Below are 26502 nucleotides of genomic sequence, written 5' to 3' on the forward strand. Positions count from 1 at the left end.
TGAGTCCTAGACGCGGGGTGCATCGGAAGCATGGGCGGTGTCGGGCAGCGGCAGGCGCGCGGTGGGGGAGATGCCACGGACCTTGGCATTGATGATGCCGGCAACGGTGAGGACGGCGAACATGGCGGCGGCGGAGACGAGTTGGACGCGCGCGGAGGCATCGGAAAGCATGAGCACGGCAAGTGCTACAAAGATAGCGAGTGCGAACCACGTGAGGTAGGGGAAGGCCCACATGCGGATGGGCAGGGGGTGGATGGTCTCAAGCTGGCGGCGCAGGCGCAGCTGGCTCACCGCGATGAAGACCCACACGATGAGCAGCGAGGCGCCTGCGGCGTTGAGCATAAAGGTGAGCAGCCAGCCGGTGTCGGCGTAGTTGAGGATGACCATGACCACGGAGAGCGCCACGGACAACGCGATGGCGTTGGTGGGCACGCCTTTCGCGTTGGTCTTGGTAAAGAACTTGGGGGCCTCACCGCGGGCGGCGAGCGAGTGCATCATGCGCGAGGACGCGTAAATCTGCGCGTTGAATGCGGAGAGCAGCGCTAGGACGATGATGACCTCCATGAAGCCGGCAGCGCCGGGGATGCCCGCGCGTTCGAGGACCATGGTGAAGGGCGACTCGGCGGCGGACTTCGCGTTGCCCAGGGACGAGTAGGGCAGGAGGAAGGTGATGACGAGGACGGAGCCCAGGTAGAACACGGAGATGCGCAGGATGGTCGAGCGCACGGCGTTGACCAGGGAGCGCTTAGGGTCCTCGGATTCGGCGGAGGCGATGGCGACGACCTCGATGCCGCCGAAAGCAAAGGCCACGGCGAGAAGTGCCGCTGCGACGCCGCCCAGGCCGTTGGGCATGAAGCCGTCCGCGAGGAAGACCTCGCTGCCGATGAAGGTGTGGCCGGGCAGAAGGCCGAAGATGAGGAGCGCGCCGATGATGAGGAAGGCGACGATGACGATGACCTTAATGGCCGCGAACCAATACTCGAACTCGCCGAAGCTACGGACGTGGAGCAGGTTAATGATGCCGAAGATGGCGACGCAGATGGCGGCGGGGATCCAGGGGGTGACGCCGAACCATGCGCCGATGAAGCCGGCCGCGCCGGTAATCTCTGCGCCGAGGACGGCGACGGTGGCCAGCCAATAAATCCAGCCCTGTGTGAATCCGGCCCAGCGGCCGATACCGTGTTCCGCGTACTCCGAGAACGAGCCGGAGGCGGGGATGACGGTGCCCATTTCGCCGAGCATCTGCATGACGAGGATAGCGAGGAAGCCAGCGATGACATAGGCGACAAGGACGGCGGGGCCTGCGGCGGAGATGCCGACGCCGGTGCCGAGGAAGAGTCCGGCGCCGATCGTCGAGCCGAGCCCCATCATCGTGAGGTGGCGGACCTTGAGACCGTGGCCGAGGGTAGAGGAGGATGTATCAGACACACTCATCATGCTAGTTCGGCGGTGGGGCGCGGTCCGCATCAGGGGCAGCGGAGCATACCCCACCGGCGACGGGGAGCGGCGGGCCGCCGGAGTGGGCGGTGCGCCGGTCCACGGGGGTAAGGCGCAGGAAAACGCGGACACCCCGCGCCGCGGGATGCGGTGCGGGGTGGAGGCGAAAGCGACAGCGCGTTAGTTCTTGTGGAGCGCGTCGTTGAGCTTGACGGCCGAGGCCTTCCACTCGGTGGCCTCGACAGCGCCGGTGACGGAGTTGCGGCGCAGGAGGAAGCCGGAGCCGCCGGAGAGCTGGGAGCCCTTGACGGTGTCGCCGTCGGCTACGCCGAGGGCGGTGGCGACGGCGCCGTGCACGGCGATCTTGGTGCCGGCGGTGACGTAGAGGCCGGCCTCGACGACGCAGTCATCGCCGAGGGAGATGCCGATGCCGGAGTTCGCGCCGAGCAAGCAGCGCTCGCCGATGGAGATGACTTCCTTGCCGCCACCGGACAGCGTGCCCATGATGGAGGCGCCGCCGCCCACGTCGGAGCCGTCACCCACGACGACGCCAGCGGAAATGCGACCCTCGACCATGGAGGTTCCCAGCGTGCCGGCGTTGAAGTTGACGAAACCTTCGTGCATGACGGTGGTGCCCTCAGCGAGGTGGGCGCCCAGACGCACGCGGTCCGCGTCGCCGATGCGCACGCCGGATGGCACGACATAGTCGACCATGCGTGGGAATTTGTCGACGGAGAAGACGACCACGGGGCCACGGGAGGCGAGGCGGCCGCGGACCATCTGGAAGTCGGCGACGGCGCAGGGGCCGTAATTGGTCCACACGACGTTGGCGAGCAGTCCGAAGATGCCATCCATGTTGAGGCCGTGTGGCTTCACCGCGCGGTGAGAGAGCAGGTGGAGGCGCAGGTACGCGTCGTAGGCGTCCACCGGAGCCTCGTCCAGGTCCTTGATGGTCGTCTCCACGGCGACGCGGGCGACGCCACGCTCCTCATCAGGGCCGACGAGGGAAGCGAACTGCTGCGGGGCCTGCTCCAGGCGGGTGGTGCCGGTCGCGTCCACAGGCTTATCCGTATACACAGCAGGGAACCAAACGTCGAGGACGGTGCCGTCGTGAGTGAGCGTGGCCAGTCCGCGGGCGGATGCTGAGGTCATGAGAAGTCAGAGTACTTTCGTGAGGTGAATGTCTAGTAGGGCAGCGCCGCGCCGCGGCGCATATTGTTTCAGGAGTCTAGCCGACCATGAAGGGAATCTCAGGTCAGTGATACCTGGCTCACACCTGACCGGGGGCTGCGGTAGAGGGGGTACGGACAAGCTTCTCGCGCTTGCCCACCGGAAGCACCACGGCGAGGACGATGAGGGCGGCGGACAGGACGAGTACGGCGATGACCTGGCCGCGCGCGGACGGGTCGAAGACCATGAGCACGATGAGTGCTGCCATGGCGAGCATGACCAGCCACGGGACGTAGGGAAAGCCCGGCGCGCGCAGCGCGGTGATCTCGCCATTGGCCTTGAGCTGCGGGTGGAGCTTGAGGTAAGAGCAGGTGATAAACAGCCAGATGACGAGCAGGCAGCCGCCCACGGCGTTGAAGAGGAAGGCGAGCAGTCCCGGCGGGTTCCAGTACTGCAGGCCCACCGAAGCAAAGGCGAAGATCATCGAGAGGATGACGGCGTTGACGGGGGAACCAGTGCGGGAGGTCTTGAGGAAGAGCTTGTGCGCGTTGCCCTCGTGCGCCATGTCGAAGACGAGGCGGGAGGTGGCGTAGATCTGTGCGTTAAACGAGGACAGGAGGGCGACGACGATGACGACCTCCATGACGCCGACGGCGCCCGGCAGGCCGGCCTGCTCGAGGACGAGCGTGAACGGCGACTGTGCGGCGACGTCCGCGTCGTGGATGCGGTCGAAGGGCAGCAGCAGCGAGATGATGGCCACGGAGCCGACGTAGAAGACGATGATGCGGAAGACGGCGGCGCGCACGGCGGTGGACACGTTGTGCGCGGGGTCCTCGGACTCGGCGGCGGCGATGGTGACAAGCTCGATGCCGCCGAAGGCGAAGGCGACAGCGAGCAGGCCCGCGGCGAAACCGGGCGCGCCGTTGGGTAGGAAGTTTTCCGTGAAGTTGGACAGGTGGACAGTGTCCGTGTTCGGCCACCAGCCCAGCGCCATGAGCAGGCCGATGGCGATGAACACGATGATGACGCCGACCTTGATGGTGGAGAACCAGAACTCGAATTCGCCAAAGCCACGCACAGCCGCGAAGTTGACGATGGCGAAGAGGGTCACCGCGATGAGCGCCGGGACCCACGGCGCCCAGCCGGTCCACCCCGCGATGATGGCGGAGGCGCCGGTGATTTCCGAACCCATGACCATGATGAGCATGAACCAGTAGAGCCAGCCCAGCGTAAACCGTGCCCAGTTGCCAAAGGCTTGGCCCGCGTAGGTGGAAAAGGAGCCGAGCGAGGGACGTGCGGCGGCCATCTCGCCAAGCATGACCATGACGAGCGCGATGAGCCCGCCCGCGATGGCATAAGAAATAAGGACCGAGGTACCGGAGGCCTGAATGCCCACGCCGACGCCGAGGAAGAGCCCGGCGCCGACGGCAGAACCCAGGCCCATCATGGTGAGGTGGCGTGATTTCAGCCGCTTGCCCGCTGCTGGAGAGGTGCTCATAAGGAAGATTCTTTCGCGCTATAGGCTTCAAGTAGAACGCATTAAAGCCTAACACCGGCGCGCGCGTGGCCTGTCACGGCGGTACGATGGCCACTTGTGACTCTAGATTTGCATGCTGACCCCGTCGAACTCACTGCCGCGCTGGTGGATATCCCCAGCCCTTCGCACCATGAGGAGGCGATCGCGGACGCTGTGGAGAAAGCTTTGCGTGCGCTGCGGGCTCCCATTGAGGTAGAGCGCTACGGCAACACGGTGTGTGCCCGCACGAACCGGGGGCTGACCTCCCGCGTCGTACTCGCCGGCCATATCGACACGGTTCCCATCGCGGATAACGTCCCGCACCACATGGAAGGCTCTGGCGAGGATGCCGTCATGTGGGGCTGCGGCACCGTGGACATGAAGTCCGGCATGGCGGTCTACCTCCATGCCTTCGCCGAGCTTGCCGATGCCCCCTCGCTCGCCCATGACTTGACCCTCATCGCCTACGAGGGTGAGGAAGTTGCCACCGAGTTCAATGGCCTGGGCCACTTGCAGCGCGACCATCCTGAATGGCTCGCTGGAGATCTGGCACTGCTGGGCGAGCCCTCCGGCGCGATGATCGAGGCGGGCTGCCAGGGCACCATCCGCCTACGTGTGACGGCCCACGGCACGCGCGCCCACTCGGCGCGCGCCTGGCTCGGCTCCAACGCCGCCCACGCCCTGGCCCCGGTCATGCAGCGCGTGGCCTCCTATGTGCCCCGCACCGTCACCATCGACGAATGCGAGTACCGCGAGGGACTTAATATCGTCCACCTCGAGTCGGGCGTGGCAACGAATACCATTCCGGACGAGGCGTGGATGTTCGTCAATTTCCGCTTCGCGCCGGACCGGTCGCTCGACGAGGCGATGGCCCACGCGCTCGGCGTCCTCGAACTCGAAGTGGGCGCCAACGGCGGCGAGGCTGGCGCGCCGGGCACCATCACCGTCGAGGTCGACGACGCTGCGGGTGCCGCTCTGCCGGGCCTGGGCCAGCCAGCGGCACAGGCGCTGCTCGCCGCCGTTGACGGCAATTTCAGAGCGAAGTTCGGCTGGACCGACGTCGCACGCTTCTCCGAGATGGGCACCCCAGCCGTCAATTTCGGTGCGGGCGATCCGGGCTTTGCACACAAGAAAGACGAGCAGGTTCCTGTCGCGCAGATCTGTGAGGTCGCCCGCGCGCTTAAGGCCTACCTCACCACGTCCTAAGACCTTCAACTTTCAGAAAGTACTCACACCCACATGGCACCCGAGCTCAACCACGTCACGAAAGACCGCACCCTGCGCGGCCCCATGCTCCTGCGCACCGAGGGACAGCAGGACTCCACCTTCGACCAACGGCTCCTCGAATCTGGGGCAGACCATGACTGGATGCATGCGGACCCGTGGCGCGTGCTGCGCATCCAAGGCGAGTTCGTCGCCGGCTTTGATGCGCTCTACCGCCTGCCCAAGGCCGTGACCGTCTTTGGTTCCGCCCGTCTGCACGAGGGTGACACCTACTACGACCTCGGCGTCGAGGTCGGCCGTCAGCTAGCGGGCGCCGAGTACGCCGTGATCACCGGCGGCGGCCCCGGCATCATGGAGGCCGCCAACCGCGGCGCGCATGAGGCGGGCGGCACCTCGGTGGGTCTGGGCATCGAGCTCCCGCACGAGCAGGGGCTCAACGCCTACGTCGACTTGGGCCTCAACTTCCGCTACTTCTTCGCGCGTAAGACGATGTTCCTCAAGTACTCCCAGGCCTTCATCTGCCTGCCCGGTGGCTTTGGCACCATGGACGAGTTCTTTGAGGTCCTCTGCATGGTGCAGACCGGCAAGGTGACGAACTATCCGATAGTCCTCATGGGTTCCGAGTACTGGTCCGGCCTCGTGGATTGGATTCGCCAGACTCTCGTCATCGACGGCTATATCAGTCCGGAAGACCCCGATCTCTTCCTCATCACCGATGATCCGGACGAGGCCGTGGCCCATATCGTCACATGCCACGAGGTCATTGCCGACCAGCGTATCCGCAACGCGCGCTAGTCGTCCCCACTGGGGCTTCCGGCGGCTTCTCGTGGTTTCTCCCGTGGCCTTTGCATACCGCACACTGAAAGTAAGGTAGCTTAAACAGCATGTTTTCGTGGATCCTGCTCATCCTTATTCTCGCCATTCTCGCCATCCTGGGCATCTGGGCGACGGGTAAGTTTGGTGTGAATGGTGCAGTGATGGATGGGCCAGAAGGCCCCTCCGATGTGCGCGCGAGCAACCGCGTGGCGGTCAAACACGGTGACCTGGACGACGTCCGTTTTGACGTCGTGCGCAACGGCTACCGCCAACGCCAGGTCGACGAGGTCCTCGTGGCCCTCGACAAGCGTTTCCAAGAACTGGAGGAAGAACTCGCCGCTGCCCGCGCGATGTCCACGCCTGCGCCTGACGTGGCCGCTGCCGAGTCCCCGGCCGCCGCTGCGTTTGTGGACGCCGCTGCTCCGAGCGCACCTGCGCAGCAGGCTGAACTCCCGGAAGAACGCTCGGACGAGAAGCCAGCCGAGCCGCAGGAGAAAGAGGACCGCACCGGAACGATGACGGTCACGCAAACTCCCGGCGCTGGTCCCTCGCAGGCAGGAAGCTTCATCATCGTCGATGGTCCGAGCGAGGACGAGCGCCGGTCCTAGGCTGCCACGCGATCGCCGCTATCTGTAGTGTTTCAGTCCGCTCTGCCCGTGGCCGCGACGTGACGTGGGCTAAACCCGCGGGAAAGTAGCGTAGACTAGGTGGGGTATACCCAATAACTGAGATATAAGGAGCTTCGCTCATGGCAGCAATGAAGCCACGTACCACCGGCGGCCCGATGGAAGCAGTGGAAGAATCTCGCAAGATCGTTATGCGCATCCCGTCTGATGGCGGCGGACGCATCGTCGTCGAGATGACCAAGGAAGAAGCCGCTGAGCTCGGAGCTTTGCTCACGGAGGCTGCCGGATAAGTGCTTGCCGACGTAATCGATCTTCTCGCTGATCCCGTCGACGGTACGCCATTGGCTGGCGCGGACGATTGTGCTCGTCTTGTCGCCGAGTCGGGTCACTCCTATGACGTCGCCAAGCAAGGCTACGTCACGCTTGCCCCGGGGGCTGGGCTCAAACACAAGGGTGATGACGCCGCCATGGTCGAGGCCCGTGAGACGTACCTTTCCCGCGGTCACTTCGCGCCTTTCGTGGAGGCGGTGACCGGCGCCGTACAAGACGTCGTTGACCTCGCACCGGAAGAACACTCGCCGGCGCTGCTCGAGGTCGGCGCAGGCACCGGCTACTATCTCGCGCACACACTGGACTCCTTGGACGGCGCTCGTGGCGTGGGCCTGGATATTTCTACGCACGCGGCCAAGCACTTGGCAAAGGCGCACCCGCGCATTGGCGCCGTGGTCGCAGACGCGTGGGAACGCCTGCCGCTGCGCGATGGCGTCATTGACGCTATCTCCGTTGTCTTCGCGCCGCGCAACCCCGCGGAGTTCCAACGCGTGCTCGCGCCGCATGGCCAAGTTGTCGTTCTTACCCCCGCGGCGGGACATCTCGACGAACTGCGTGCCCCGCTGGGCATTCTCGGCGTGGAAGAAGGCAAGGTTGAGCGCATGTACGAGCAAGCCAAGGGCTACCTTGAGCAAGCCGCAGACCCAGTTGATATTTCTTTCCCTATCGTGCTCGACAAGGCCTCCATCATCGCACAGGTTGGAATGAGCCCGTCTGCGCGCCACATTAGCGCGGAGCAACTGGCCGAGCGCATGGCCTCGTTGCCGGAGTCGATCACGGTGACCGCTCGCGCTCGCCTCGATCGCTTGCGCCCCGTCCGCTAGTTCACAGGTCCGGGGTGTTGCCCCGCGCGCCCCACGCTACGCGCACGGCGTTGAACGGAACAGGCAAACGGCCCCGCAGCATCACGAACTGTGATGTTGCGGGGCCGTTTCCGTGCTGTGGTGGGCGCCGGACCGCGCGATTAGGAGCCGGCGCGCTCGAAACTGCGCACGACCTCAGCGTCGCCATTCGTCTCAACGCGGAAGCCGCTGCAGCCGCCATCGAAGTACATGCGCGAGGCCATGGTCACCAGGCCCGAGTCCGCGAAAATCTCTACGGTCGTGCCGTCGACGACGATGGTGAGCGAGTCGTCGTCGTTCTCTGGATCCTCGGTGAGTGGAGCCACCGCAGGGATGTCCGTCTTATACGTTTCGTCGAAGGCACGCGACATGGAACGGTCGACGCGCAGCTCCGTGCCCGCGTGGGTGACCGTCGTCGCTGGCTTGCCGTGGCCGTCGAGGAGCGTGACGGTGACGGCGCTGCCGGCCGGAACCTCGAGCAGGCCCGTCCACATGCGGGCGCGCTTCGAATGTGAGACAGCGTCCGGCAAACCGCGCGGGGGAGTCTGGTACAGCACTCCTCCCTGCAGTGTCACGAGGCGCGGCAGCGTGAGCGCGTTGGCCCAACCTTCCTCGGTCCACGAGTGATGAACCGCGGGGTTATCGCTGCGACCACGACCATTGAGCAAACCGAACAAGCAGGCTTCCCGGTAATTGAAGTCCTCCGAGAACGTGCCCGGTGTGGAATTCGTATTGCGCGGGCGGGTGAAGTCGTGGCCGTAGTCGAGACGACGGAAGCCGGAAACAACCTCAAACTCGGTGCCCTGCAGACGTCCCACGAGGTAGCCAGCCACCTCGCCGGATTCCTTGCCCACAGCTTCGACAGTAAAGAACAGAACGTCATAGACGTTGCCGTCGATTTCATCGCGTAGGCGGATGATGCGAGGGGAGACGATCGCGGCCGGGAGATCGTCCTTGGTGCCGGGGAAGGCGGTATTGCCCTTGAATGTCAGCGGACCGTCGAAGTGCCACGTGTCGCCATCGGCGCTGCGCAGCACGACCGGCGTTGGGTTCTCCGTAGAACCGGACAGCGCCAGCATGAGCCAGCCTTCGTGGCCGTCCTCCCGTTTGTCGTCGGCAGCCCAGTCGGGGACAACGCACGGCGAACGAAAGCGCGAGAATCCATCGGCGCTGGTGATGACCTCGCCATGGCGAGCCACGTTGGGGTCCAGCGCCTGCGGATCGTCAGAGACCTCACACGTTTCGTCATAGCCCGTGTACTTGGCGAAGCGAATGGACGAGGCGCCAGCGGTCAATGAGGTGAAATACAGGTTGATATCAGGGCCGACCGCCGCCACGGAGCCAGCGCGCAGGCCAAACTCGCCGCCTACAGGCGCGAGAGCGTCATCGCACTCGAGCCACTCGAAGGGCGCTTCCTCCGCAAAGACGTGGCCCCATCGGGAAGGCTCGCCAGGGGCCGGACGATATTGGTGGAAGAGGTGCCACGTCGTGCCGTCGAGTAAGGCTCCTGCGGGTGCTTCGAGCACCCCAGACTCCAAAGCGACGTGCAGCTCAGGGCGGTAGGTCATCTAAATCAGGCTCCGGTAAATATCGACTGTTTGGGCGGCGATGGTCGCCCAGCTAAATTTCTCTTCCGCGCGCTTGCGGCCGGCCGCACCCCACGCACGCAGCGTGTCGGCGTCGCCCACCAGGCGGTTGACGGCGGCAGCAATGCCCGCCTCGAATTCCGCGGGCACCTGCTCGTCGTAGTGGACCAGGGTACCCGTTTCGCCGTCCACGACAACTTCCGGAATTCCGCCCACGTCAGAAGCCACGACGGCAGTCCCGCACGCCATGGCTTCAAGGTTGACAATGCCCAGCGGCTCGTAAATGGAGGGGCACACAAAGATGTCAGCGCCGGAGTAAATCTGCTGAATGTCGGTGCGGGAGAGCATCTCACGGACCCAGTAGACGCCATCACGCTGAGCCTGGAGGCCCTCCACGAGCGACTTGGTTTCTGCCTCGATCTCTGCAGTGTCCGGGGCACCAGCACACAGCACGAGCTGCACGTCGGGGTCGAAGTCAGCGGCTGCCTTGAGCAGGTGAGCCACGCCCTTCTGCCGGGTGATACGGCCAACGAAGGCAACGATGGGGCGGTTACGGTCGACGCCCAACTTATCGAGGAGTTCGGTCTCGCGCGGTTGCCACAGCTGCGTATCGATGCCGTTGAGGACGACATGGACCTTGTCCGGGTCGACATTGGGGTAGACATCGAGGATGGAGGACTTCATGCCTGCAGACACAGCAATGACGGCGTCAGCATTCTCAATGGCGTTGCACTCCGACCACGAGGAGACGTCGTAACCGCCGCCGAGCTGTTCGCGCTTCCACGGGCGATGGGGTTCGAGCGAGTGTGCGGTGACCACGTGTGGAATTCCGTAGAGCTTCCCCGCAAGGTGGCCAGCAAGGCCGGTGTACCAGGTGTGCGAGTGCGCGACATCGGCTGCCGATGCCCCGTTGGCCATGCGTAGGCCCGTGCTCAGCGTCTTAAGCGCGCCGTTGGCATCAGCTAAGTCCGGATCAACACCGTACGTGTAGACATTGGCTTCCTCACGCGGGGCGCCCATGCAGTGGACGTCAACATCGATAATGTCGCGCATGAAACGAGTCAACTCGGCGACGTGAACGCCTGCACCGCCGTAAATTTCGGGCGGGTATTCTTTGGTAAAAATTCCGGCTCTCATAATCGACCAGAGTAACCACAAAACCGCGCCCTCGCCGGGGATTCTTGTGGCCTCGGGGGTGCCTGTGTAAACATCACATGAATTCGCGCATATTTTCAATGACAAAAAGGCAAAGCATGGATAAGTTGGGAGATGTGAAATCCCAGCCTAAAGTTCTAGCCATTGTTCTCGCCGGTGGCGAAGGAAAACGCCTCTTTCCCCTCACTGAAGATCGCGCCAAGCCCGCCGTCCCCTTTGGCGGTGCCTACCGTCTTATCGACTTCGTTCTTTCCAACTTGGTCAACGCCGGTTACCTCAAAATTGCCGTGCTGACCCAGTACAAGTCTCACTCGCTCGACCGTCACATCTCCCAGGCGTGGAACCTGTCGGGTCCGACCCCGCAGTACATCGCTTCGGTCCCGGCACAGCAGCGTCGCGGTAAGCGCTGGTACAACGGCTCGGCAGACGCCATCGTGCAGTCGCTCAACCTCATTAACGATGAGAAGCCGGATTACGTCATCGTCTTCGGTGCGGACCACGTCTACCGCATGGATCCGTCCCAGATGGTCGAGGAACACATCGCGACCGGACTGGATTGCTCCGTGGCAGGCATTCGCGTTCCGCGTTCGGAAGCGACGGCCTTTGGCTGCATCGAGGCTGACGGCATGGGAACCATCACGGAATTCGTGGAGAAGCCGGACAACCCGCCGTCTACGCCGGATGATCCGAATATGACCTACGCCTCGATGGGTAACTACGTCTTTACTGCCTCTGCGCTTAAGCAGGCACTTCTGGAAGACGAGAAGAACGAGAACTCAGCGCACGATATGGGTGGCGACATCATTCCGTACTTCGTCGAGCGCGGCCAGGCCCACGTTTACGACTTCATGTCGAACGAGGTTCCGGGTGCAACCGAACGCGACCACGGTTACTGGCGCGACGTCGGTACCATCGACTCTTTCTACGAGGCACACATGGATCTCATCTCTGTGCTGCCCATCTTCAACCTGTACAACTCACAGTGGCCCATCCACTCGACGGATGCGACGAACCTGCCGCCGGCGAAGTTCGTGCAGAACGGTATCGCGCAGGCTTCCATGGTTGCCGCGGGCTGCATCATCTCGGGCGGTACGGTGCGCAACTCGGTGCTCGCGTCCGACGTTCACGTGGCAGACGGCGCGACTGTTGAGGGGTCGGTTCTCATGCCAGGCGTGCGCGTAGGAAAGGGTGCTGTCGTGCGCCACGCCATTATTGACAAGAACGTCGTTATCTCCGATGGCGCCATTATCGGCGTTGACCGTGAGCGTGACGAGGAGAAGTACACCGTATCTGCCGGCGGCGTAGTGGTCGTGGGCAAGAACGAGACGGTGTAAAACGGCATGGAAATACGCCAGGTGATGCACGGGTAACGACCGTGCCACGGTAGTGCTTCAGCGACAAGGCCCGCCCCGTGCGGGTCTTGTTTGATCTCACAGCGATTACGTAACAAAAAGGTTGCTTTCTTATAACACTATCAGTTAATCTGGTCGTGGTTTACGAATAAAACGCGCATAGAGTAGTCAACATAGCGGGGAATTATGAAAGCAATGCAGTTTGATACCGTCTTCAAATCAGTCGTCGCCTTTGCGACGGCCTTGACCATCGTGGTCGGCGGTTCGGCGGCGGTTCCCCAGGCCTTTGACAAGGATGCTGTCCGTGACACCGCCGCTGTCGCGTCCGCTCCCGGCAGCATGGACCGTGCAGCACGGTAACCACGCAATCGGGTGGAGAACGTTTCAGTGCCATGTTGCGTGATCAGACTTGAGCGCAGGCACAAGCGGCGGAGATAGAAGACAATCCGGTGCAAACGAGGGGGAGATCGGGGTTGGCTAGGAGGGCCAGGGCCGCTGCATGGATCGCGCGGCTGATGGCACCGACTTGAGCGAAGTGGAACGCGCTGCGGAGAATTCTCGCGCAGAAGCAGTAGTGCGAGCTTAACAACAAGCGGCCGGCAGCTCGGCAGTGGCAGAACGCCAAGTGCGGATCTTGACTCTGATAAGTCCTCGAACCATAAAGAGACGCTGATGCCCGCCGGATTTGACATTCTGGTCTTCGCAGCGCGGTGCTTACTTTCCTCATCGGCACCGTTTTGGCGTGAGCGGTGAAGTGCCCGCGTGGCTGCTCAACGCTTTGCGCCTCTAGCGTGGGTACACAAAGACCTCACGGTTGCTTATCGGAACAGCGAGGTCTTTGTGCTTTGTGCGCCGACGGTGACAGCGGGGCGCTTACCGCGACCCAGCTCTTAACGCTTGGTAACCAGCGTGATACCGGATTCGAGGGGCAGACGCGTAATGACAGCGTCCTCCAGTGACCGTGCGAACTCATCGGCTTCGCGCGCAGCAGTCGTGGTGCGATCTGTCCGTGAGGTATCGGCCAGTGTTCCGTCGAGCAATGCTCCAGCAAGGACGAGCGTGCCGCCGTGTGTGAGCAGCGGCCACGCGGCCTTCGTTAAAGCCTGCAGATCCATGGTGGGAACATCAGCGTAAATGACGTGGTAGGACTCGTTGGCGAGGCGGCCGATGACATCGAGGGGACGCGACGGGAGGAAGCGCACGCGCGAGGTAGGGTGGCCTGCCGTGCGGAACAATTGCTTGGCGTTGGCTTGGTGCTCAGCCTCTGGGTCGATGCACGAAAGGATGCCGCCTTCAGGTAGGCCCTCGAGCAGATAGAGACCTGCTACGGAAACTGCCGGAGTAATGGCAATCGCCTGCGGCTTCTCCGCGTGCACGCCGCCAGCAGTAAGAGTGGCAAGGAGCTGACCTACAGCAACACCCGGGGCGGGAAGCGAGAATTCCTCCGCATGCGCGTAGGCGGCACGCAGCGCCTCCGAGCGCTCAGTGGTCGTGTCGATGTAGTCAAGCAGGGCATTATATGCAGTAGAAGTCACAGTGCTTATCCTAGCGGTCCAAGCCGGTGCGCGGGGCTGGCAGGTCGTGCACAGGACCATTCACAGTGGATTAGCAGCTCGATATCTGGCTTTTGGAGCACGGATATAGCACAATGAAATGCATGAAACGCGCAATGGCAGACCATTATTCGGACCAGCTTCACGGGACCGCTGCCTTTGACGCGGGCGAGGCCAGCATGCCCACCTGGGAGGAACTCGTCGCAGAACACGCGGATAGCGTGTACCGATTGGCCTACCGCCTTTCCGGTAATCAACATGATGCGGAAGACCTCACCCAGGAAACGTTTATGCGCGTCTTCCGCTCCTTGGATAAGTACAAGGCCGGAACCTTTGAGGGCTGGTTACACCGCATCACTACCAACCTCTTCCTCGACATGGTGCGCCATCGCAGCAAGATCCGCATGGAGGCGCTGCCGGAGGACTATGACCGCGTCCCGGGCGAAGATATGACCCCGGAGCAGGCTTACGCCGTGGCAAACCTCGACCCTGCGCTGCAGCGTGCACTCGATGAGCTGAGTCCCGACTTCCGCGTCGCTGTCGTTCTGTGTGACGTCGTAGGAATGAGCTACGACGAAATCGCAGAAACGCTGGGCGTCAAGATGGGTACGGTTCGTTCGCGTATCCACCGTGGGCGCTCGCAGCTGCGCGCCTCACTCGAAGCCGCGGCCGTCAACGATTCTGACGCACGCATTTTGCTTCGCACGCGGTAGCGTTCAGCGCGCTAGGCTGGAGACGTACACACGCCCGCCAGCACGAGCGCTGCGGACCCGATTCATTCACCCGCTTGGATAAAGGAGGTGGCCATGAAGAACCACGCCGCAACCGTGTCGCTCGGCGGCGCACGCGCAGTGCGCCAGCGCACGGTAGACAAGCTGAAAGCAAAAGCGCGACGTTACGATTCCATTGGTCACCTCGGTCCAGAAGCCGTCGTTGCATTTGTCGATGGTGAGATGGGCCCGAAGTCGCAACATCGTGTTCGGGTGCACCTCGTGCACTGCCCGGAATGCCGTGGCGAGATTGAGCGGCAACGTGGCGCAGCCGAGTGGGTCCGACAACGCAGCAAGGATGTGCATATCCCGCAAAGCCTCGTCGCACGGCTCACGAATATTGCGTCGTCGCCCCAGGGCTCCGGGCCCAATGGGGAAGAGCTGGCGTGTACTCCTAAACAAGACTTTTTGGATAAGCTCGACACGCTGCGTCGCGCAATGAGAAGGTAAAGAACGCGTGTTTTCCAATATCGGGTGGGGCGAAATTTTCGTCATCGCCATTATTGCTGTTTTGGTCATTGGCCCCGAGCGCCTGCCTGGTGTGATTCAGGACGTGCGCGCTGCCATCTATGCTGCGCGCAAGGCTATCAATAGTGCCAAGGCGGAACTTAATGGCGAGATGAGCAGCTTGGGCCAAGAGTTTGACGCTCTGCGTGGTCCCATCAATACGGCTGCGGAGTGGGGCCGCATGGGTCCGCGGGCGGCGATTACTAAGGCACTCTTTGATGGCGACGATTCCGCCTGGGATGACTTCGACCCGCGCAAGCCTTCGCGTCACCAGGAGCCCGGACAGCCTGCTGCAGGCGCACAGCCGAATCAGGGCGGCGCCCAGGGATATCAGGGACCGGGCGCGGCTCAGGCGCCCCAAAATCCCGCTCAGAACCCGGCCCAGAATCCTGCGCAGTCACCGCAGAACCCGCAGCAGCGCAGCCAGAATGGCGGCGATTACAGCAGCGGTGGTGGCTTCTCGTGGGCGGATATCACCTAGCCGTAGGCGCAGAGAACAACCACAGGGAACAACCATAGGGAACAAGAACATAGAAGAAAAGGCCCCGTGAACTCTCGGTACAGTGTTCGCGAGGCTTTATCTCGTGCGGTCTACTTCACGCCGAGACCCAAAGACTTGCCAGCGAGCGAGTCCTTGCGGACGACGAGCTTCGAGGCGACATCGGCAAGCGCGGCTCCGGCGGGGGACTCAGGCGCCGCAACGACTACGGGGGTTCCTTCATCGCCATTGGTGCGCAGGGCCGGATCCAGCGGGATCTGACCGAGCAGCGGAACGTCGGCGCCAAGGAGCGTGCTCAGGCGATTGGCGACGGTATGGCCGCCGCCTGCGCCGAAGATCTCCATCGTGGAGCCATCCGGCATCACCATGGCAGACATGTTCTCCACGACTCCGGCGACACGCTGGCCGGTCTGCTGCGCCATCGAGCCGGCACGCTCAGCGACCTCAGCGGCGGCTGCCTGCGGCGTGGTGACGACGAGGAGCTCCGCGTTGGGGATGAGCTGTGCGACCGACAGCGCGACATCGCCGGTACCCGGCGGCAAGTCGAGGAGAAGGACGTCAAGATCGCCCCAGAAGACATCGCCCAGGAACTGCTGAAGCGCGCGGTGGAGCATAGGGCCGCGCCACACGATGGGGGCATTGCCCTCGATGAACTGGCCGATGGAGATGAACTTGAGGCCGTGCGCGATCGGCGGCAGCAGCATTTCCTCATCGATGACCGTGGGCGGTTCCATATTGCCCAGGAGACCGGGGATGGAGTGGCCGTAAATATCGGCATCGACGATGCCAACCTTGAGGCCGCGGGCAGCGAGCGCGGCGCCCAGATTGGCCGTCATGGACGACTTGCCCACGCCGCCTTTGCCGGAAGCCACGGCGAAGACGCGCGTCGTGGAATTCGGCTTGGCGAAGGGGATTTCGGGCTCGGCCTGGCCACCGCGCAGCTTTTTCTTGAGGGCACGACGTTGGTCGTCATTCATCGCGTCCATAGTCACGGTCACGGTGCCCACGCCCTCGAGGTCTTCGAGCACCGCGCGGGTGTTCTGTTCGATGGTGTTTTTCATGGGGCAGCCAGCGATGGTGAGGTAGATCTCGACCGCGACATCGTTGCCGTCAATGGCGATGGATTTCACCATGTCCAGCTCGGTAATCGGGCGACCGATTTCGGGGTCCTCGACGCGGGACAGTGCCTCGCGTACGTGGGATTCTTCAATTGCGTTAGTCATATCAGCTACCCATCTTAGTCCCGGATCTACCCGTGTAAACTGGTCACCCGTACCACCTGGATTCGAGCTGATCTCGCGACAAGGAGCCCCGTTCATGCATACACGTTTTGCCCGCCGACTTGTGGCTCTCACAGCGGTGGCAGCGAGCACGGCAGGGGTGAGCGCGTGCGCGTGCCAGGAGCCGTTGCCTGAGGCATCTGAACTGTCTCGGGCACAAGTGCGCATCGCGGTGGCCCCTGATTCCCCCGAGCAGCTCGTGCTCGGAGAAATCTATATCCAGACCCTCGGGGAGGAGGGGCGCTCTGCCAGCCTCGTGCATGAGCAGATGCCGGATAGCAGCTCCCGCGTGGATGAATTGGAAGAGGGAAACTCGAATTTCCTCGTGGCATGTACCGGCAACGCGCTCGCGGGCTTCGATATGCCCACGGCCAAGCGCCTAGAGAAGGAACGCGAGGAGGCCGGTGACGAGACGGACCGGGACTTCCTTGCAGAGACGCACATCGCGATGATGAATGCTCTGCCCACGGTGCTGACAACCGTGGATCCTTCGTCCGCACCGGGCTGCAAAGATCAAGAAAAGGTCGATCTGCCTCAGAACTTTGTACCTATCTACGCTAAAGATCTGCTTGATCGGGACGAGCGTTTTGAGATTGCCTCGGTGACGAAGTATCTCACCACCGAGGACCTCGACGACCTGGTGGAGGAGGCTGACCGCACAGGCAGCGTGAGCCAGACGGTGGAGCACTGGCTTAACACCTCCACGTCGAACCCAGGAGACACAAGCGGTAGTTCGGAAGGCAGCGGCACGAGCGACGGCGGCGCGGGCGGGGATGCCGGCGCCAACGCCGGCGCTGGGTCGGGGTCTGGCGATACAGGCGGCTCGACGTTGAAGTAGCGTGGCGGCTTAGTTGCTGAGACCTGCGGCGCGGCTGTGCGCGGGCTAGATGCCGCTAGAGATATCCGCTCGTCCATGGTGTGGGCGAGCGGATTTGTGCGTGGCGGGGACGTGAAAAACACCGACGCCCCGGCGACAGCGGGGGAGCTGTCAGCGGGGCGTCGTGCTAGGAGGGAAGAACCTTACTTCGCGAAGGCTTCCTCAAGCAGCTGGTCATGCTCAATGGCGTGGACCTTGGCGTTACCGGTTGCAGTCGAGGACTGAGCGCGGCGGGACACGCGCACCATCTCCGGCATATCCGGGATGAGGCGACGCAGGTGCTCGTTGTAGAACGGCCACGGACCCTGGTTGGCCGGCTCAGCCTGGACGAAGCGAATCTGCTCCGCGTTCGGATATGCAGCGAAGGCCTCGCGCAGACGGTTGAACGGGATCGGGTGGAGCATTTCCACGCGCACGAGAGCGACGTCCTCGCGGCCATCCTTGTCGCGCTTCTTAGCAAGGTCGTAGTAGAGCTTGCCGGAGACGAGCATGATGGTCTTGACCTTGGAGGTATCCGCAATCTTCTCACCCTGCAGGTCGAAGTACTTCGGGTCGTTGATGACCGAGCGGAACTTCTTGACTTCGGTGAATTCCTCGACGGAGGAAGCCGCGTCCTTGAGGCGCAGCATGGCCTTCGGGGAGAAGATAACGAGCGGGCGCTTCATGTCACCGAGTGCCTGGCGGCGCAGGAGGTGGAAGTGGTTAGCCGGGGTAGACGGCTGAGCCACGGTCATGGAACCCTCAGCACACAGCTGCAGGTAGCGCTCGATACGGGCGGAGGAGTGGTCAGGGCCCTGGCCCTCGTAGCCGTGCGGCAGGAGGAGGATGAGCGAGCTGAGCAGACCCCACTTGGCCTCGCCGGAGGAGACGTACTCGTCGATGATGGTCTGTGCGCCGTTGGCGAAGTCACCGAACTGTGCCTCCCATGCGACGACGGCGTCGGGGTTGCCCAGGCCGTAGCCGTACTCGAAGCCCATGCCGGCGTATTCGGTCAGCGCAGAGTTGAAGACGTTGAAGGAGCCGCCGTTGCCGCGCTCGTTAGCGAGAGCGTCAAGCGGGTTGAACTCGTCACCAGAGGTCGGGTCGAAGACGACCGCGTGGCGCTGGGTGAAGGTACCGCGGCGGGAATCCTCACCAGCGAGGCGGATGGTCTTACCGGCGTTAGCGAGGGAGCCGAAGGCGATGAGCTCGCCGAAGCCCCAGTCGATACCGCCTTCGATGGCGGCCTTTGCACGCTGCTCGGCCACTTTGGCCACGCGCTTGTGGTACTGGAAGCCCTCCGGGGTATCGAGGAAGGCCTGGCCCAGCGCGGCGAGCTCGTCGCGGGTGATGGACGTGTCGAGACCGCGGGTGAGCTCCTGGGATCCGGTGATGCCGGTCTGCTGCTTCGGCTTCGCCTTCTCCGCGGCCTTGACCTCGGTGAAGACGGACTCCATCTGGTCGTGGAAGTCGCGTGCTGCTGCCTCTGCCTCTTCGTCGGAGAGGTCGCCGCGGCCAATGAGCTCCTGGGTGTAGCGCTCACGCACGGAGGTGTGGTCGTCGATGATGTCGTAGAGCAGCGGCTGCGTCATAGACGGATCGTCCGCCTCATTGTGGCCGCGCAGGCGGTAGCAGATGAGGTCGATGAAGACGTCCTTGCCCCATGCGTGGCGGTACTCAGCGGCCAGCTGGCCCACCCAGTAGACAGCCTCCGGGTCGTCGCCGTTGACGTGGAAGACTGGGCAGTCGAAGCCCTTGGCGAGGTCGGTGGAGTAGTGGGTGGAACGCGCCAGGTCCGGGGTGGTGGTGAAGCCCACCTGGTTGTTGACGACGATGTGGACGGTGCCGCCCACGGTGTAGGGCTGCAGGCGGGAGAGGTTGATGGTCTCCTGGACAATGCCCAGACCGTTGAAGGATGAATCGCCGTGGAGCATGATCGGCACGACGGGGTGCTCGCCCGGCTTGCCCAGAAGGTCTTCCTTCGCGCGGGCCATGCCCTCCATGACTGGGTCAACGGCCTCGAGGTGGGACGGGTTGGCGGCAAGGGTGATCTTGATGTCGCCGTCGCCGAACATCTGGTAGTGCTCGCCCTCGGCGCCGAGGTGGTACTTGACGTCGCCGGAGCCGCCGAGCTGGCCTTCCTTGTACTTGCCGTCGAACTCATCGAAGATGTCGGCCAGCGGCTTGCCCACGATGTTGAACAGGACGTTGAGGCGACCACGGTGCGGCATGCCGATGACGACCTCGTCGAGGTCCTGGCCTGCAGCGGTGTCGATGATGGAGTCCATGAGCGGGATGAGCGACTCGGCGCCCTCCAGCGAGAAGCGCTTCTGGCCCACGTACTTGGTCTGCAGGAAGTTCTCGAAGGCTTCTGCCGCGTTGACCTTCTGCAGGATGTACTTCTGCTCAGCGTTGGTGGGCTTCGGGACGCCAGCCTCGAGGCGGTCGCGCAGCCACTCGCGTTCGTCGCGGTCCATGATGTGGGCGTACTCGGAGCCAACCTTGAGGGTGTAGGCAGCGCGCAGGCGGGAGAGCACCTCGCGCAGCGTCATCTGCTCCTTGCCGCCGAAGCCGCCGACGTTGAAGGTGCGGTCCAAATCCCAGATGCTCAGGCCATGGGTGCGCATGTCCAGGTCGCGGTGATCCGGCCAAGGCAGGCCCGGCTGGCGCCAATTCAGCGGGTTGACGTCTGCAATGAGGTGACCGCGGGAGCGGTAGGCCTCGATGAGCTGCATGACGCGGGTGTTCTTGTCCACGCCGGTGTTCGGCACGTCCTGTGCCCAGCGGAACGGAGCGTAGGGCACGCCCATGGACTTGAAGATTTCATCCCAGAAGGCGTCATCATTGATGAGCTGGCCGATGGTGCGCAGGAACTCGCCGGACTCCGCACCCTGGATGACACGGTGGTCGTAGGTGGAGGTCAGGGTGACGAGGCGGCCTACGCCCAGTTCAGCGAGGCGGTCTGCAGAGGCACCAGCGAACTCGGCCGGGTAATCCATCGAACCGACACCGATAATCGCGCCAGAACCCTTGGTGAGGCGGGCGATGGAGTGGCGGGTACCAATGCCGCCCGGGTTGGTGAGGTTGATGGTCACGCCCGAGAAGTCATCCATGGTCAGCTTGTTCTTGCGGGAACGCGCGACGATGTCCTCGTAGGCGTCGAGGAACTCGGCGAAGGACTTGTGCTCGCAGTCCTTGATGGCGGCAACGACGAGGGCGCGGGATCCGTCCTTCTGTGGAAGGTCGATGGCTAGACCCAAGTTGACGTGCTCGGGCTGAATAACGAAAGGCTTGCCGTCCTTGTTTTCGTAACGCACGTTCATGGCCGGGTGGATCTGTACGGCCTTGACCATGGCGTAGCCGAGGATATGGGTAAAGGAGATCTTGCCGCCGCGGGTGCGCTTGAGGTGATCGTTGATGAGCGCGCGGTTTTCCCACATGAGCTTGACCGGCATATCACGCACGGTGGTGGCCGTGGGGATGGTCAGAGACTCGTCCATGTTCTTGGCGATGGCCTTGAACATGCCCTTGAGCTGGGTCTCGCCCGGCTCCGGTGCCTCGCCAATGCGCTCGAGCGGGGACTGCGGCTTCTTCGCAGCGGACTTCTTGGAAGCCGGCTTATCCGGTGCCGGTGCAGCCTTCTTCGTGGAAGCCTGAGCGTCGGCAGCGGCGGCAGACGTGCTGGTCTCGCGCGCGGACTGCTTGACTTCGATGGAAGAACCCTCGGACTGCTTCACGGCAGCCGGAGACTGCGTTGCGCTTTGCGGGGCGCCGTTGGCCTTGAAGTACTCGCGCCACTCCTTGTCGACGGAGTTCGGGTCCTTGGAATACTGCTGGAACTGTTCGTCAATCAGCCATGCGTTGGGGCCGAAGATGCTCGAGTTGCTCACGGCAGATGCTCGCCTCATTTCCTTGCTTACATGCTTATTTAAGTTGCGTTTATCGCGGTCGTTTATTCGACGCTGGGACCGACGGCCGGAATCTAGAAGGGCCTGCAGAAGGCCCACCGGTGCCGATAGTCTGCCCACCATGATAAACCCCACACTGTGAAACATTCACAGAGTGGGGGGTCGTTTGGTGACTTTTAGAGTGGGTGCATAATTTCCGCCCACTAACCTGCGCTTATTCGTTACGGTGTGGGGAACGCTCGCCCAAGCGGGGGTGCCGCGTCCACCACCCAGCGCAGGACGAAGTCGGAAAGTAGTACACAGGTCGTGCTCTGGGGCCACGGGGTGGAAACGGAGGTGCAGGGTCCTTATAGAGCACGCAGCTGCGTGTGTACGTTGTCCATGACTCTGCGCGCTAGCTTGCGATTGGCGATGCCGCCGGCGACGGCGCCCAGGCCCAACGGCAGCAGCTTGGACAGCCATGCCCACTTGAAGCGGCCGACGACCTTCTTGGTGAATGTCTTGGCCAGGCGGCCGGACAGGCCCTGCAGCGTCGGTGCGGAAAAGCGCGTGAGCGCGGCGGCCGAGGCAAGGGAACCGGGACGGGTGGCAGTGGCCGCACCGGGGGCATCGGCAGCCTCGGTGAAGAAGGTGTCAACGATGGCGGTGCCGCGGGAGCCGGAAAGCACCATGAGCACAAGTGCGCGGCGCAGTTCCTTGTCCTCAATGGCTATGCCGCGGAGCTTAGCCGAGGCCAGGATGTACCACGTGGCGGCCTCGAGGAAGACCACGGACTCCGCGGCAATCGCCGCAGTACCCGTCGCGAAACCGATACCCGGAATGGCCGCGGCGCCGCCGGCACCGGCGCCGGTGCCCGTGACGATCTTGAGGAAGTGGTCATCGATAACGCCTTGGCGGGTGTCCATGGAGACGTTCTGGTTCTTCTCGATTACGCCGTCCACGTATTTCGAGATGGTGCTGGCCTGAATACCGACCGCCCGGTCGAGCGTGCTCAAGATGATGGCGGAGAACTTGTCACCGTCAGAATTTTCCGTGGCCCATTGCGTGCGAAAGGAATCGTTGAGGGAACGCTCTTCCTCCGTGAGGACGGTGCCCTCGCCGTCGTCGCGCGGCTGCACCTCAGCCTTGGTCGAGGACTTCTTTCCAAAGAGCTTGTCTGAAATCATGGTCGCTTCCTTAAATCATGTTTGTCATTGGTACGCAGGATCGAGTGTACGGAATTACGCTGGAGGCATGAGCTCGCTCAACCGTCCACCGCGCGCACACCGCCCGGAAAACACGCCCCCGCGGCTCCCTCGTGGCGCCGCGGGTCAGGCGCGAGCGGACCATGGGTATGAGCCCACCGTGTCCGAGGCGCGGCGGGCCGCTCGGGAGGCTCATGCGCGCGCACGTCGTGCCCAGTTAAGGGCCGATAATGCGCTGGCGGATGCCTTGACGGTGCACACTCAGCAGGGCTGGGTGCGCGGTCTGTATGAGGACGTTTCGGGAGCGGCCGTGCGCTCCTGGCGCGGCATTCCGTTTGGCGCGGATACGAGCGGCTCGGGACGCTTTCAGCGATCACGCCCCGCACAGGGGTGGGAAGGCATTCGTGACTGTCGCGAATTTGGGCCGGTTGCCCCGCAGCCCACGTATTCGTGGACGGACAAGATTGTGGGCTCTGAGGACTGCCTCCATTTGGACGTCGTGCGCCCCGACACGGACGAGACCCTGCCCGTGGTCGTCTATCTCCACGGCGGTTCGTTTATCGTCGGCTCCTCCCACATGCTCATGCTGCGTGGCTTTCAGCTCGCGCAGACCATGAACGTCGTCTACGTCTCCGTGAACTTCCGGCTCGGTGCGTTGGGATACCTCGACATGCGCAGTCTCAGCGCAGCCGAGGGTGCTTGCGCCAACCCGGCCGTGAGCGACCAGCTCCTCGCGCTGAAGTGGGTGCGCGATAACATTGCGAGCTTCGGTGGCGACCCGGACTCCGTCACGCTCATGGGGGAGTCCGCCGGCGGTGCGGCCGTGCTTACGCTCATGGGCACCCCGGCTGCGCGCGGGCTGTTTCACCGCGCCATTGCGCAATCGCCGCCCATTTCCATGATCCATTCGCGCACGCAGTCGACCCTGTGGGCCCGCGAGCTGGTAAACAAGCTGTCCCTGCCGCGCCTGGCCACGCTAGGGGACGTCCAGAACCAGCACTTCGCGGACATCGTGCGCGCGGGGCAATCCATGATGTGGCGCGCGGGTGAGCTTCTCCATCTCAACTCCTGCTACGCGCCCACCGTCGACGGGGATCTGGTGCCGCGGCACCCCATCGATACGTTTGAGGCGGGCGAGCAGGCCCCCGTGCCGCTGCTCATCGGCACGAATTCGGATGAGGCGAGTTTTGGTAAGTTCCTCTTTCAGCGCGAATTTGCCCGCCAGCGCGCGGCGTTGCGCCTGCTCTCCAGCTTCGACGAGGAGGGCGCGCCTGCCGTCGTCGCCGCCTATAACGGCGCGTCCACGCGCGCGGACTTTGCGCATTTGCTTGCCGATGCCCTCTTTTGGGCGCCGTCTGTGCGCGTCGCCGAGGCACACAGCCTGGTCGCACCGACATGGATGTACCGTTTCGACTTCGCGCCGGTGGCGCTGCGCTGGTTAGGGCTTGGTGCTATGCATTCGCTTGAGCTCTCCAATGTCTTCGGCGACGCGCAGGCCTCGCGCATGTCGACGCTCACGCGTATCGGCTCGACAGAGAGCTTCGATGAACTCACGGTCCTCATGCAGCGCCAGTGGGCCGCCTTCATCCACGGCGGCGAACCGGGTCCAGAGTGGCCACCGTACCGGGTCGCGCACCCGGCCGATACGGCCCATCGCCTCGTGCCCGCGGGCGAGGAGGCACGCGTTCAGCTGGCCTTGCGCGAGACTCTTGTCTTCGACGACGTGGTGCGTGTCGAGGCGGATCCGTACTCGCAACGCCGCGTGGCCTGGGATAATTACAACATGTGCGAGTGGGGAGTCGGCCGCCCAGAGTTGGCGGCACAACTGGGATTCATCACGGGCACGCTGGAATAAAGGTAAGCTGTGACGGTGGACGGAAGCCACCGCCTCGTGCACGCCATCACGAATCGAAAGGGTCACCATGAGCTTCTTTGAAGATATTGCGACTGCACTGGACGCTGAGGGCATCGAGTCCCGCGTTCACGATGACATCATGTTCGTTCCTATCACCTCTGACCTGGAGATTCAGTTCCAGGAGATCGATCCGCTGCTGCCGGCGGCCAACGTGTACATCGCGGCGGCGGATGTCGACGAAGACGATGAGGAATTTGAGGCCGTCTTGGTCTCCGTCGCCTTCTCCGTGGACGACGCGCTCGACGCTGTGGCGCGCCACATCGCGACCGACCAGGTTGTCACGGTGCTGCGCGATCTGCTCGAGGGCACCGATGAGCGCATTGCGGAACTTGAATTCGCACAAGACGAGTTCAACCCGAATCTCGTTGTCGCCGAGGTCGCCAATGACTCGGAGCTGCGCGTGCTCGTTGAGTCCGTGGACGGCGAGCCCTGCGCCGTCGTGCGCTTCGTGGCTTTCGATTTTGATGAAGAAGAGTTTGAGGAGCTCGAAGACGAGTCCATCCACGAGCTGTGGGAGCTGGGCGACGACTTCGATGATGACCGCCTCGAGCTGCTGAGCAATGGCCTGGGCGAAGGCCCCGTCATCGAAATTCCCGCCGAGACCCTCGAGCTGGGCACGTACACCGACTTTGATCGTCTCTTCGACGTACTGGGACTCGTCTCCGAGCAGGCCCTCGATTGGGAAGCACAGCTCGTGTCCTTCGACGATGACGACTATGACGAGCCTGAGGTCTACGACATCTTCGGCGCCGATGATCTCGACGCGGACGAGCTGGACGGTGACGACGACTTCGACGAGGACGAGGACGACGTGGAGACTGACGACGACGCCGAGGGCACCGACATCACGCGTGACTAGTCTGCGGCGTTGGGTTGGATAGCCACTGCTGAAGAAATGTGCCGACCGCCGCGTTAAAGTATCTGCCGTCGCGTTAAACTAAAACTAATAGCCCGAATGTATGTGCCGCGCCGGTTCCACTCGGCGCGGCGGCACGCCATGGCCTAGATAAGAGACGAGGACGACAGGACAGTGGAGTTCCAGACCCAAGCGCGGTGGCGCACCGTCCTCGCTGTTGTGGGCGTCGCGCTCCTAGCCAGCCAGTGGTTTGTCGCATTGTTTCAATGGCCAGGGGACATCCCGCTCCACCGCATCTATGACATTCCGGCAGAGGAGACGATGTACATCCTCGTCGCCGTCGCGACCGTACTGTTTCTCATTGCTGGATACGGCAGTGCGCCTGACCGTGTGTTCATCATCGTGCCCATGGGCGTGTTCGTCAACATTGTGGTGGGCATGTCCGTCGATCGCCTGGGATTGCCTTTTTATGGCGACACGCTGGGCACCATCGGCGCAACTGTCATTGGCGGACCGATCCTCGGGCTCGCGACCGCCGGGCTTACCGCCGTGCTTTGGGGATTCTCGGCACCCATGATGATTCCGCACGTGGTCTCCGCAGCCTTCGTTGCCCTGGCCGTGAGCTATTGCGCGCGCGTCTCCGTGTTCTCCTCACTCGGCAGCGTCATGGCGCGCGGTGCGTTCATCGGTCTGATCAACGGCATCCTGTCGTCGCTTACCGTCCTCGTTGCGCTACGCGGCGACTCGACGCCGAACGCGGAATCCGTCGCGAACTTCTTTGTGCTGCTGCGCATGGGCGAGGTGGAAGCCACTATTTTGCAGAACCTCATCTGCGACAGCATTGATAAAACGTTCTGCGTGCTCATCGTGCTCGTCCTGGTGCGTTATATGCCGCCGCGCCCCATGGCTTTCTTTACCTTTAGCGGCAACGAGCCGCGGCTGTCGCGCATTCTTCTCACTGAGAGCGAGCAAGAAGTCAAGGACGCCGGCCGTGCGTTGAATGAGCTCGCACGCGAAACTACCGGCACCGCAGGAACGCCCCGCAACGAGGGCTCTCGCGCGCTAGGCGCAGACGCACAAGGCCGCCACAGGGCTTAAGTCGCAGCGCGGCAGCGGTCCC

The 26502-nt window shown here is 63.1% G+C and carries 23 protein-coding genes; 14 read left to right on the forward strand and 9 right to left on the reverse strand.

The annotated features are described in order from the left end of the window. Positions 1-6: 6 nt before the first annotated feature. The 3 genes from HMPREF0307_RS07420 to HMPREF0307_RS07435 all read right to left on the reverse strand — a co-directional run bounded on the left by HMPREF0307_RS07420 (position 7) and on the right by HMPREF0307_RS07435 (position 4105). A complete protein-coding gene (locus HMPREF0307_RS07420) occupies positions 7-1434 on the reverse strand; it encodes an amino acid permease (protein ID WP_369799439.1) in 1428 nt (475 codons plus the stop codon). A 183-nt stretch (positions 1435-1617) separates the two neighbouring features. Beyond that, positions 1618-2589: a 2,3,4,5-tetrahydropyridine-2,6-dicarboxylate N-succinyltransferase gene (gene dapD / locus HMPREF0307_RS07430; protein ID WP_066490628.1), complete on the reverse strand. Its 972-nt coding sequence runs from the start codon at positions 2587-2589 to the stop codon at positions 1618-1620. A gap of 118 nt (positions 2590-2707) precedes the next feature. Next, the gene (locus HMPREF0307_RS07435; RefSeq protein WP_066490632.1) at positions 2708-4105 is read right to left on the reverse strand and encodes an amino acid permease; all 1398 of its coding nucleotides are present in this window, start codon (positions 4103-4105) and stop codon (positions 2708-2710) included. A gap of 96 nt (positions 4106-4201) precedes the next feature. Between HMPREF0307_RS07435 and dapE the strand changes: the two genes are divergently transcribed. The 5 genes from dapE (at position 4202) to HMPREF0307_RS07455 (ending at position 7943) form a co-directional block, all read left to right on the forward strand. Next, positions 4202-5329 carry a succinyl-diaminopimelate desuccinylase gene (gene dapE / locus HMPREF0307_RS07440; RefSeq protein ID WP_066490633.1) on the forward strand — a complete coding sequence of 376 codons (1128 nt, stop codon included), beginning with the start codon at positions 4202-4204 and terminating at the stop codon, positions 5327-5329. A gap of 33 nt (positions 5330-5362) precedes the next feature. Beyond that, positions 5363-6142, forward strand: a complete 780-nt coding sequence (locus HMPREF0307_RS07445) for an LOG family protein (RefSeq protein WP_066490634.1) — start codon at positions 5363-5365, stop codon at positions 6140-6142. An 89-nt stretch (positions 6143-6231) separates the two neighbouring features. Continuing rightward, the gene (locus HMPREF0307_RS07450) at positions 6232-6771 is read left to right on the forward strand and encodes a hypothetical protein (RefSeq protein ID WP_066490635.1); all 540 of its coding nucleotides are present in this window, start codon (positions 6232-6234) and stop codon (positions 6769-6771) included. A 140-nt stretch (positions 6772-6911) separates the two neighbouring features. Beyond that, the gene (locus HMPREF0307_RS12570) at positions 6912-7079 is read left to right on the forward strand and encodes a DUF3117 domain-containing protein (protein ID WP_068801645.1); all 168 of its coding nucleotides are present in this window, start codon (positions 6912-6914) and stop codon (positions 7077-7079) included. After that, positions 7080-7943: a methyltransferase domain-containing protein gene (locus HMPREF0307_RS07455; RefSeq protein ID WP_066490639.1), complete on the forward strand. Its 864-nt coding sequence runs from the start codon at positions 7080-7082 to the stop codon at positions 7941-7943. A 140-nt stretch (positions 7944-8083) separates the two neighbouring features. On the opposite strand, the gene HMPREF0307_RS07460 is transcribed toward HMPREF0307_RS07455, so the two are convergent. Continuing rightward, positions 8084-9529: a GH32 C-terminal domain-containing protein gene (locus tag HMPREF0307_RS07460; protein WP_066490649.1), complete on the reverse strand. Its 1446-nt coding sequence runs from the start codon at positions 9527-9529 to the stop codon at positions 8084-8086. After that, positions 9530-10684, reverse strand: a complete 1155-nt coding sequence (gene glgA, locus HMPREF0307_RS07465) for a glycogen synthase (protein ID WP_066491072.1) — start codon at positions 10682-10684, stop codon at positions 9530-9532. A 134-nt stretch (positions 10685-10818) separates the two neighbouring features. Here glgA and glgC point away from each other — a divergent pair, with 134 nt between their 5' ends. Both glgC and HMPREF0307_RS12955 read left to right on the forward strand, forming a co-directional pair. After that, on the forward strand, positions 10819-12036 hold the full coding sequence (gene glgC / locus HMPREF0307_RS07470; protein ID WP_066491075.1) for a glucose-1-phosphate adenylyltransferase: 1218 nt from the start codon (positions 10819-10821) through the stop codon (positions 12034-12036). Positions 12037-12249: 213 nt separating this feature from the next. Then, positions 12250-12414 (forward strand): hypothetical protein, encoded by a 165-nt coding sequence (locus HMPREF0307_RS12955; RefSeq protein ID WP_156435913.1) that lies wholly within the window; start codon positions 12250-12252, stop codon positions 12412-12414. Positions 12415-12944: 530 nt separating this feature from the next. Here HMPREF0307_RS12955 and HMPREF0307_RS07475 read toward each other — a convergent pair. Beyond that, positions 12945-13589, reverse strand: a complete 645-nt coding sequence (locus HMPREF0307_RS07475) for an O-methyltransferase (protein ID WP_066490657.1) — start codon at positions 13587-13589, stop codon at positions 12945-12947. 122 nt (positions 13590-13711) lie between these two features. Between HMPREF0307_RS07475 and sigE the strand changes: the two genes are divergently transcribed. The 3 genes from sigE (at position 13712) to tatB (ending at position 15365) form a co-directional block, all read left to right on the forward strand. Further along, on the forward strand, positions 13712-14320 hold the full coding sequence (gene sigE, locus HMPREF0307_RS07480; protein WP_231725112.1) for an RNA polymerase sigma factor SigE: 609 nt from the start codon (positions 13712-13714) through the stop codon (positions 14318-14320). 93 nt (positions 14321-14413) lie between these two features. Beyond that, positions 14414-14827, forward strand: coding sequence for an anti-sigma factor family protein (locus tag HMPREF0307_RS07485; RefSeq protein ID WP_066490670.1), 414 nt, complete (start codon positions 14414-14416; stop codon positions 14825-14827). Between the two features lie 7 nt (positions 14828-14834). Beyond that, the gene (tatB, locus tag HMPREF0307_RS07490; RefSeq protein ID WP_066490679.1) at positions 14835-15365 is read left to right on the forward strand and encodes a Sec-independent protein translocase protein TatB; all 531 of its coding nucleotides are present in this window, start codon (positions 14835-14837) and stop codon (positions 15363-15365) included. Positions 15366-15475: 110 nt separating this feature from the next. Here the strand turns inward: tatB and HMPREF0307_RS07495 are convergent, their stop codons facing one another. Continuing rightward, the gene (locus HMPREF0307_RS07495) at positions 15476-16606 is read right to left on the reverse strand and encodes an Mrp/NBP35 family ATP-binding protein (RefSeq protein ID WP_066490683.1); all 1131 of its coding nucleotides are present in this window, start codon (positions 16604-16606) and stop codon (positions 15476-15478) included. A gap of 94 nt (positions 16607-16700) precedes the next feature. On the opposite strand from HMPREF0307_RS07495, the gene HMPREF0307_RS07500 reads away from it, so the two are divergent. After that, complete coding sequence (locus HMPREF0307_RS07500) at positions 16701-17501, forward strand: hypothetical protein (protein ID WP_066490685.1); 801 nt, start codon at positions 16701-16703, stop codon at positions 17499-17501. Positions 17502-17683: 182 nt separating this feature from the next. Here the strand turns inward: HMPREF0307_RS07500 and HMPREF0307_RS07505 are convergent, their stop codons facing one another. Both HMPREF0307_RS07505 and HMPREF0307_RS07510 read right to left on the reverse strand, forming a co-directional pair. After that, positions 17684-21409, reverse strand: a complete 3726-nt coding sequence (locus tag HMPREF0307_RS07505; RefSeq protein ID WP_197418399.1) for a multifunctional oxoglutarate decarboxylase/oxoglutarate dehydrogenase thiamine pyrophosphate-binding subunit/dihydrolipoyllysine-residue succinyltransferase subunit — start codon at positions 21407-21409, stop codon at positions 17684-17686. Positions 21410-21774: 365 nt separating this feature from the next. Continuing rightward, positions 21775-22593 (reverse strand): hypothetical protein, encoded by an 819-nt coding sequence (locus tag HMPREF0307_RS07510; RefSeq protein ID WP_141681518.1) that lies wholly within the window; start codon positions 22591-22593, stop codon positions 21775-21777. A 178-nt stretch (positions 22594-22771) separates the two neighbouring features. On the opposite strand from HMPREF0307_RS07510, the gene HMPREF0307_RS07515 reads away from it, so the two are divergent. The 3 genes from HMPREF0307_RS07515 to HMPREF0307_RS07525 all read left to right on the forward strand — a co-directional run bounded on the left by HMPREF0307_RS07515 (position 22772) and on the right by HMPREF0307_RS07525 (position 26480). Then, positions 22772-24466: a carboxylesterase/lipase family protein gene (locus HMPREF0307_RS07515; protein WP_066490691.1), complete on the forward strand. Its 1695-nt coding sequence runs from the start codon at positions 22772-22774 to the stop codon at positions 24464-24466. 67 nt (positions 24467-24533) lie between these two features. Beyond that, a complete protein-coding gene (locus HMPREF0307_RS07520) occupies positions 24534-25385 on the forward strand; it encodes a DNA primase (protein WP_066490697.1) in 852 nt (283 codons plus the stop codon). Between the two features lie 171 nt (positions 25386-25556). After that, positions 25557-26480 carry a hypothetical protein gene (locus HMPREF0307_RS07525; RefSeq protein WP_066490708.1) on the forward strand — a complete coding sequence of 308 codons (924 nt, stop codon included), beginning with the start codon at positions 25557-25559 and terminating at the stop codon, positions 26478-26480. Positions 26481-26502 lie beyond the last annotated feature (22 nt).

It is taken from the genome of Corynebacterium sp. DNF00584 (assembly GCF_001552965.1).
In the GTDB taxonomy this organism is placed as follows: Bacteria; Actinomycetota; Actinomycetes; order Mycobacteriales; family Mycobacteriaceae; genus Corynebacterium; species Corynebacterium phoceense.

Coding starts and splice junctions, on each gene's coding strand:
- HMPREF0307_RS07420 (WP_369799439.1), bottom strand. CDS start 1,434: ATGAGTGTGTCTGATACATCCTCCTCTACCCTCGGCCACGGTCTCAAG.
- dapD (WP_066490628.1), bottom strand. CDS start 2,589: ATGACCTCAGCATCCGCCCGCGGACTGGCCACGCTCACTCACGACGGC.
- HMPREF0307_RS07435 (WP_066490632.1), bottom strand. CDS start 4,105: ATGAGCACCTCTCCAGCAGCGGGCAAGCGGCTGAAATCACGCCACCTC.
- HMPREF0307_RS07445 (WP_066490634.1), top strand. CDS start 5,363: ATGGCACCCGAGCTCAACCACGTCACGAAAGACCGCACCCTGCGCGGC.
- HMPREF0307_RS07450 (WP_066490635.1), top strand. CDS start 6,232: ATGTTTTCGTGGATCCTGCTCATCCTTATTCTCGCCATTCTCGCCATC.
- HMPREF0307_RS12570 (WP_068801645.1), top strand. CDS start 6,912: ATGGCAGCAATGAAGCCACGTACCACCGGCGGCCCGATGGAAGCAGTG.
- HMPREF0307_RS07460 (WP_066490649.1), bottom strand. CDS start 9,529: ATGACCTACCGCCCTGAGCTGCACGTCGCTTTGGAGTCTGGGGTGCTC.
- glgA (WP_066491072.1), bottom strand. CDS start 10,684: ATGAGAGCCGGAATTTTTACCAAAGAATACCCGCCCGAAATTTACGGC.
- HMPREF0307_RS12955 (WP_156435913.1), top strand. CDS start 12,250: ATGCAGTTTGATACCGTCTTCAAATCAGTCGTCGCCTTTGCGACGGCC.
- sigE (WP_231725112.1), top strand. CDS start 13,712: ATGAAACGCGCAATGGCAGACCATTATTCGGACCAGCTTCACGGGACC.
- HMPREF0307_RS07485 (WP_066490670.1), top strand. CDS start 14,414: ATGAAGAACCACGCCGCAACCGTGTCGCTCGGCGGCGCACGCGCAGTG.
- HMPREF0307_RS07495 (WP_066490683.1), bottom strand. CDS start 16,606: ATGACTAACGCAATTGAAGAATCCCACGTACGCGAGGCACTGTCCCGC.
- HMPREF0307_RS07500 (WP_066490685.1), top strand. CDS start 16,701: ATGCATACACGTTTTGCCCGCCGACTTGTGGCTCTCACAGCGGTGGCA.
- HMPREF0307_RS07510 (WP_141681518.1), bottom strand. CDS start 22,593: ATGATTTCAGACAAGCTCTTTGGAAAGAAGTCCTCGACCAAGGCTGAG.
- HMPREF0307_RS07520 (WP_066490697.1), top strand. CDS start 24,534: ATGAGCTTCTTTGAAGATATTGCGACTGCACTGGACGCTGAGGGCATC.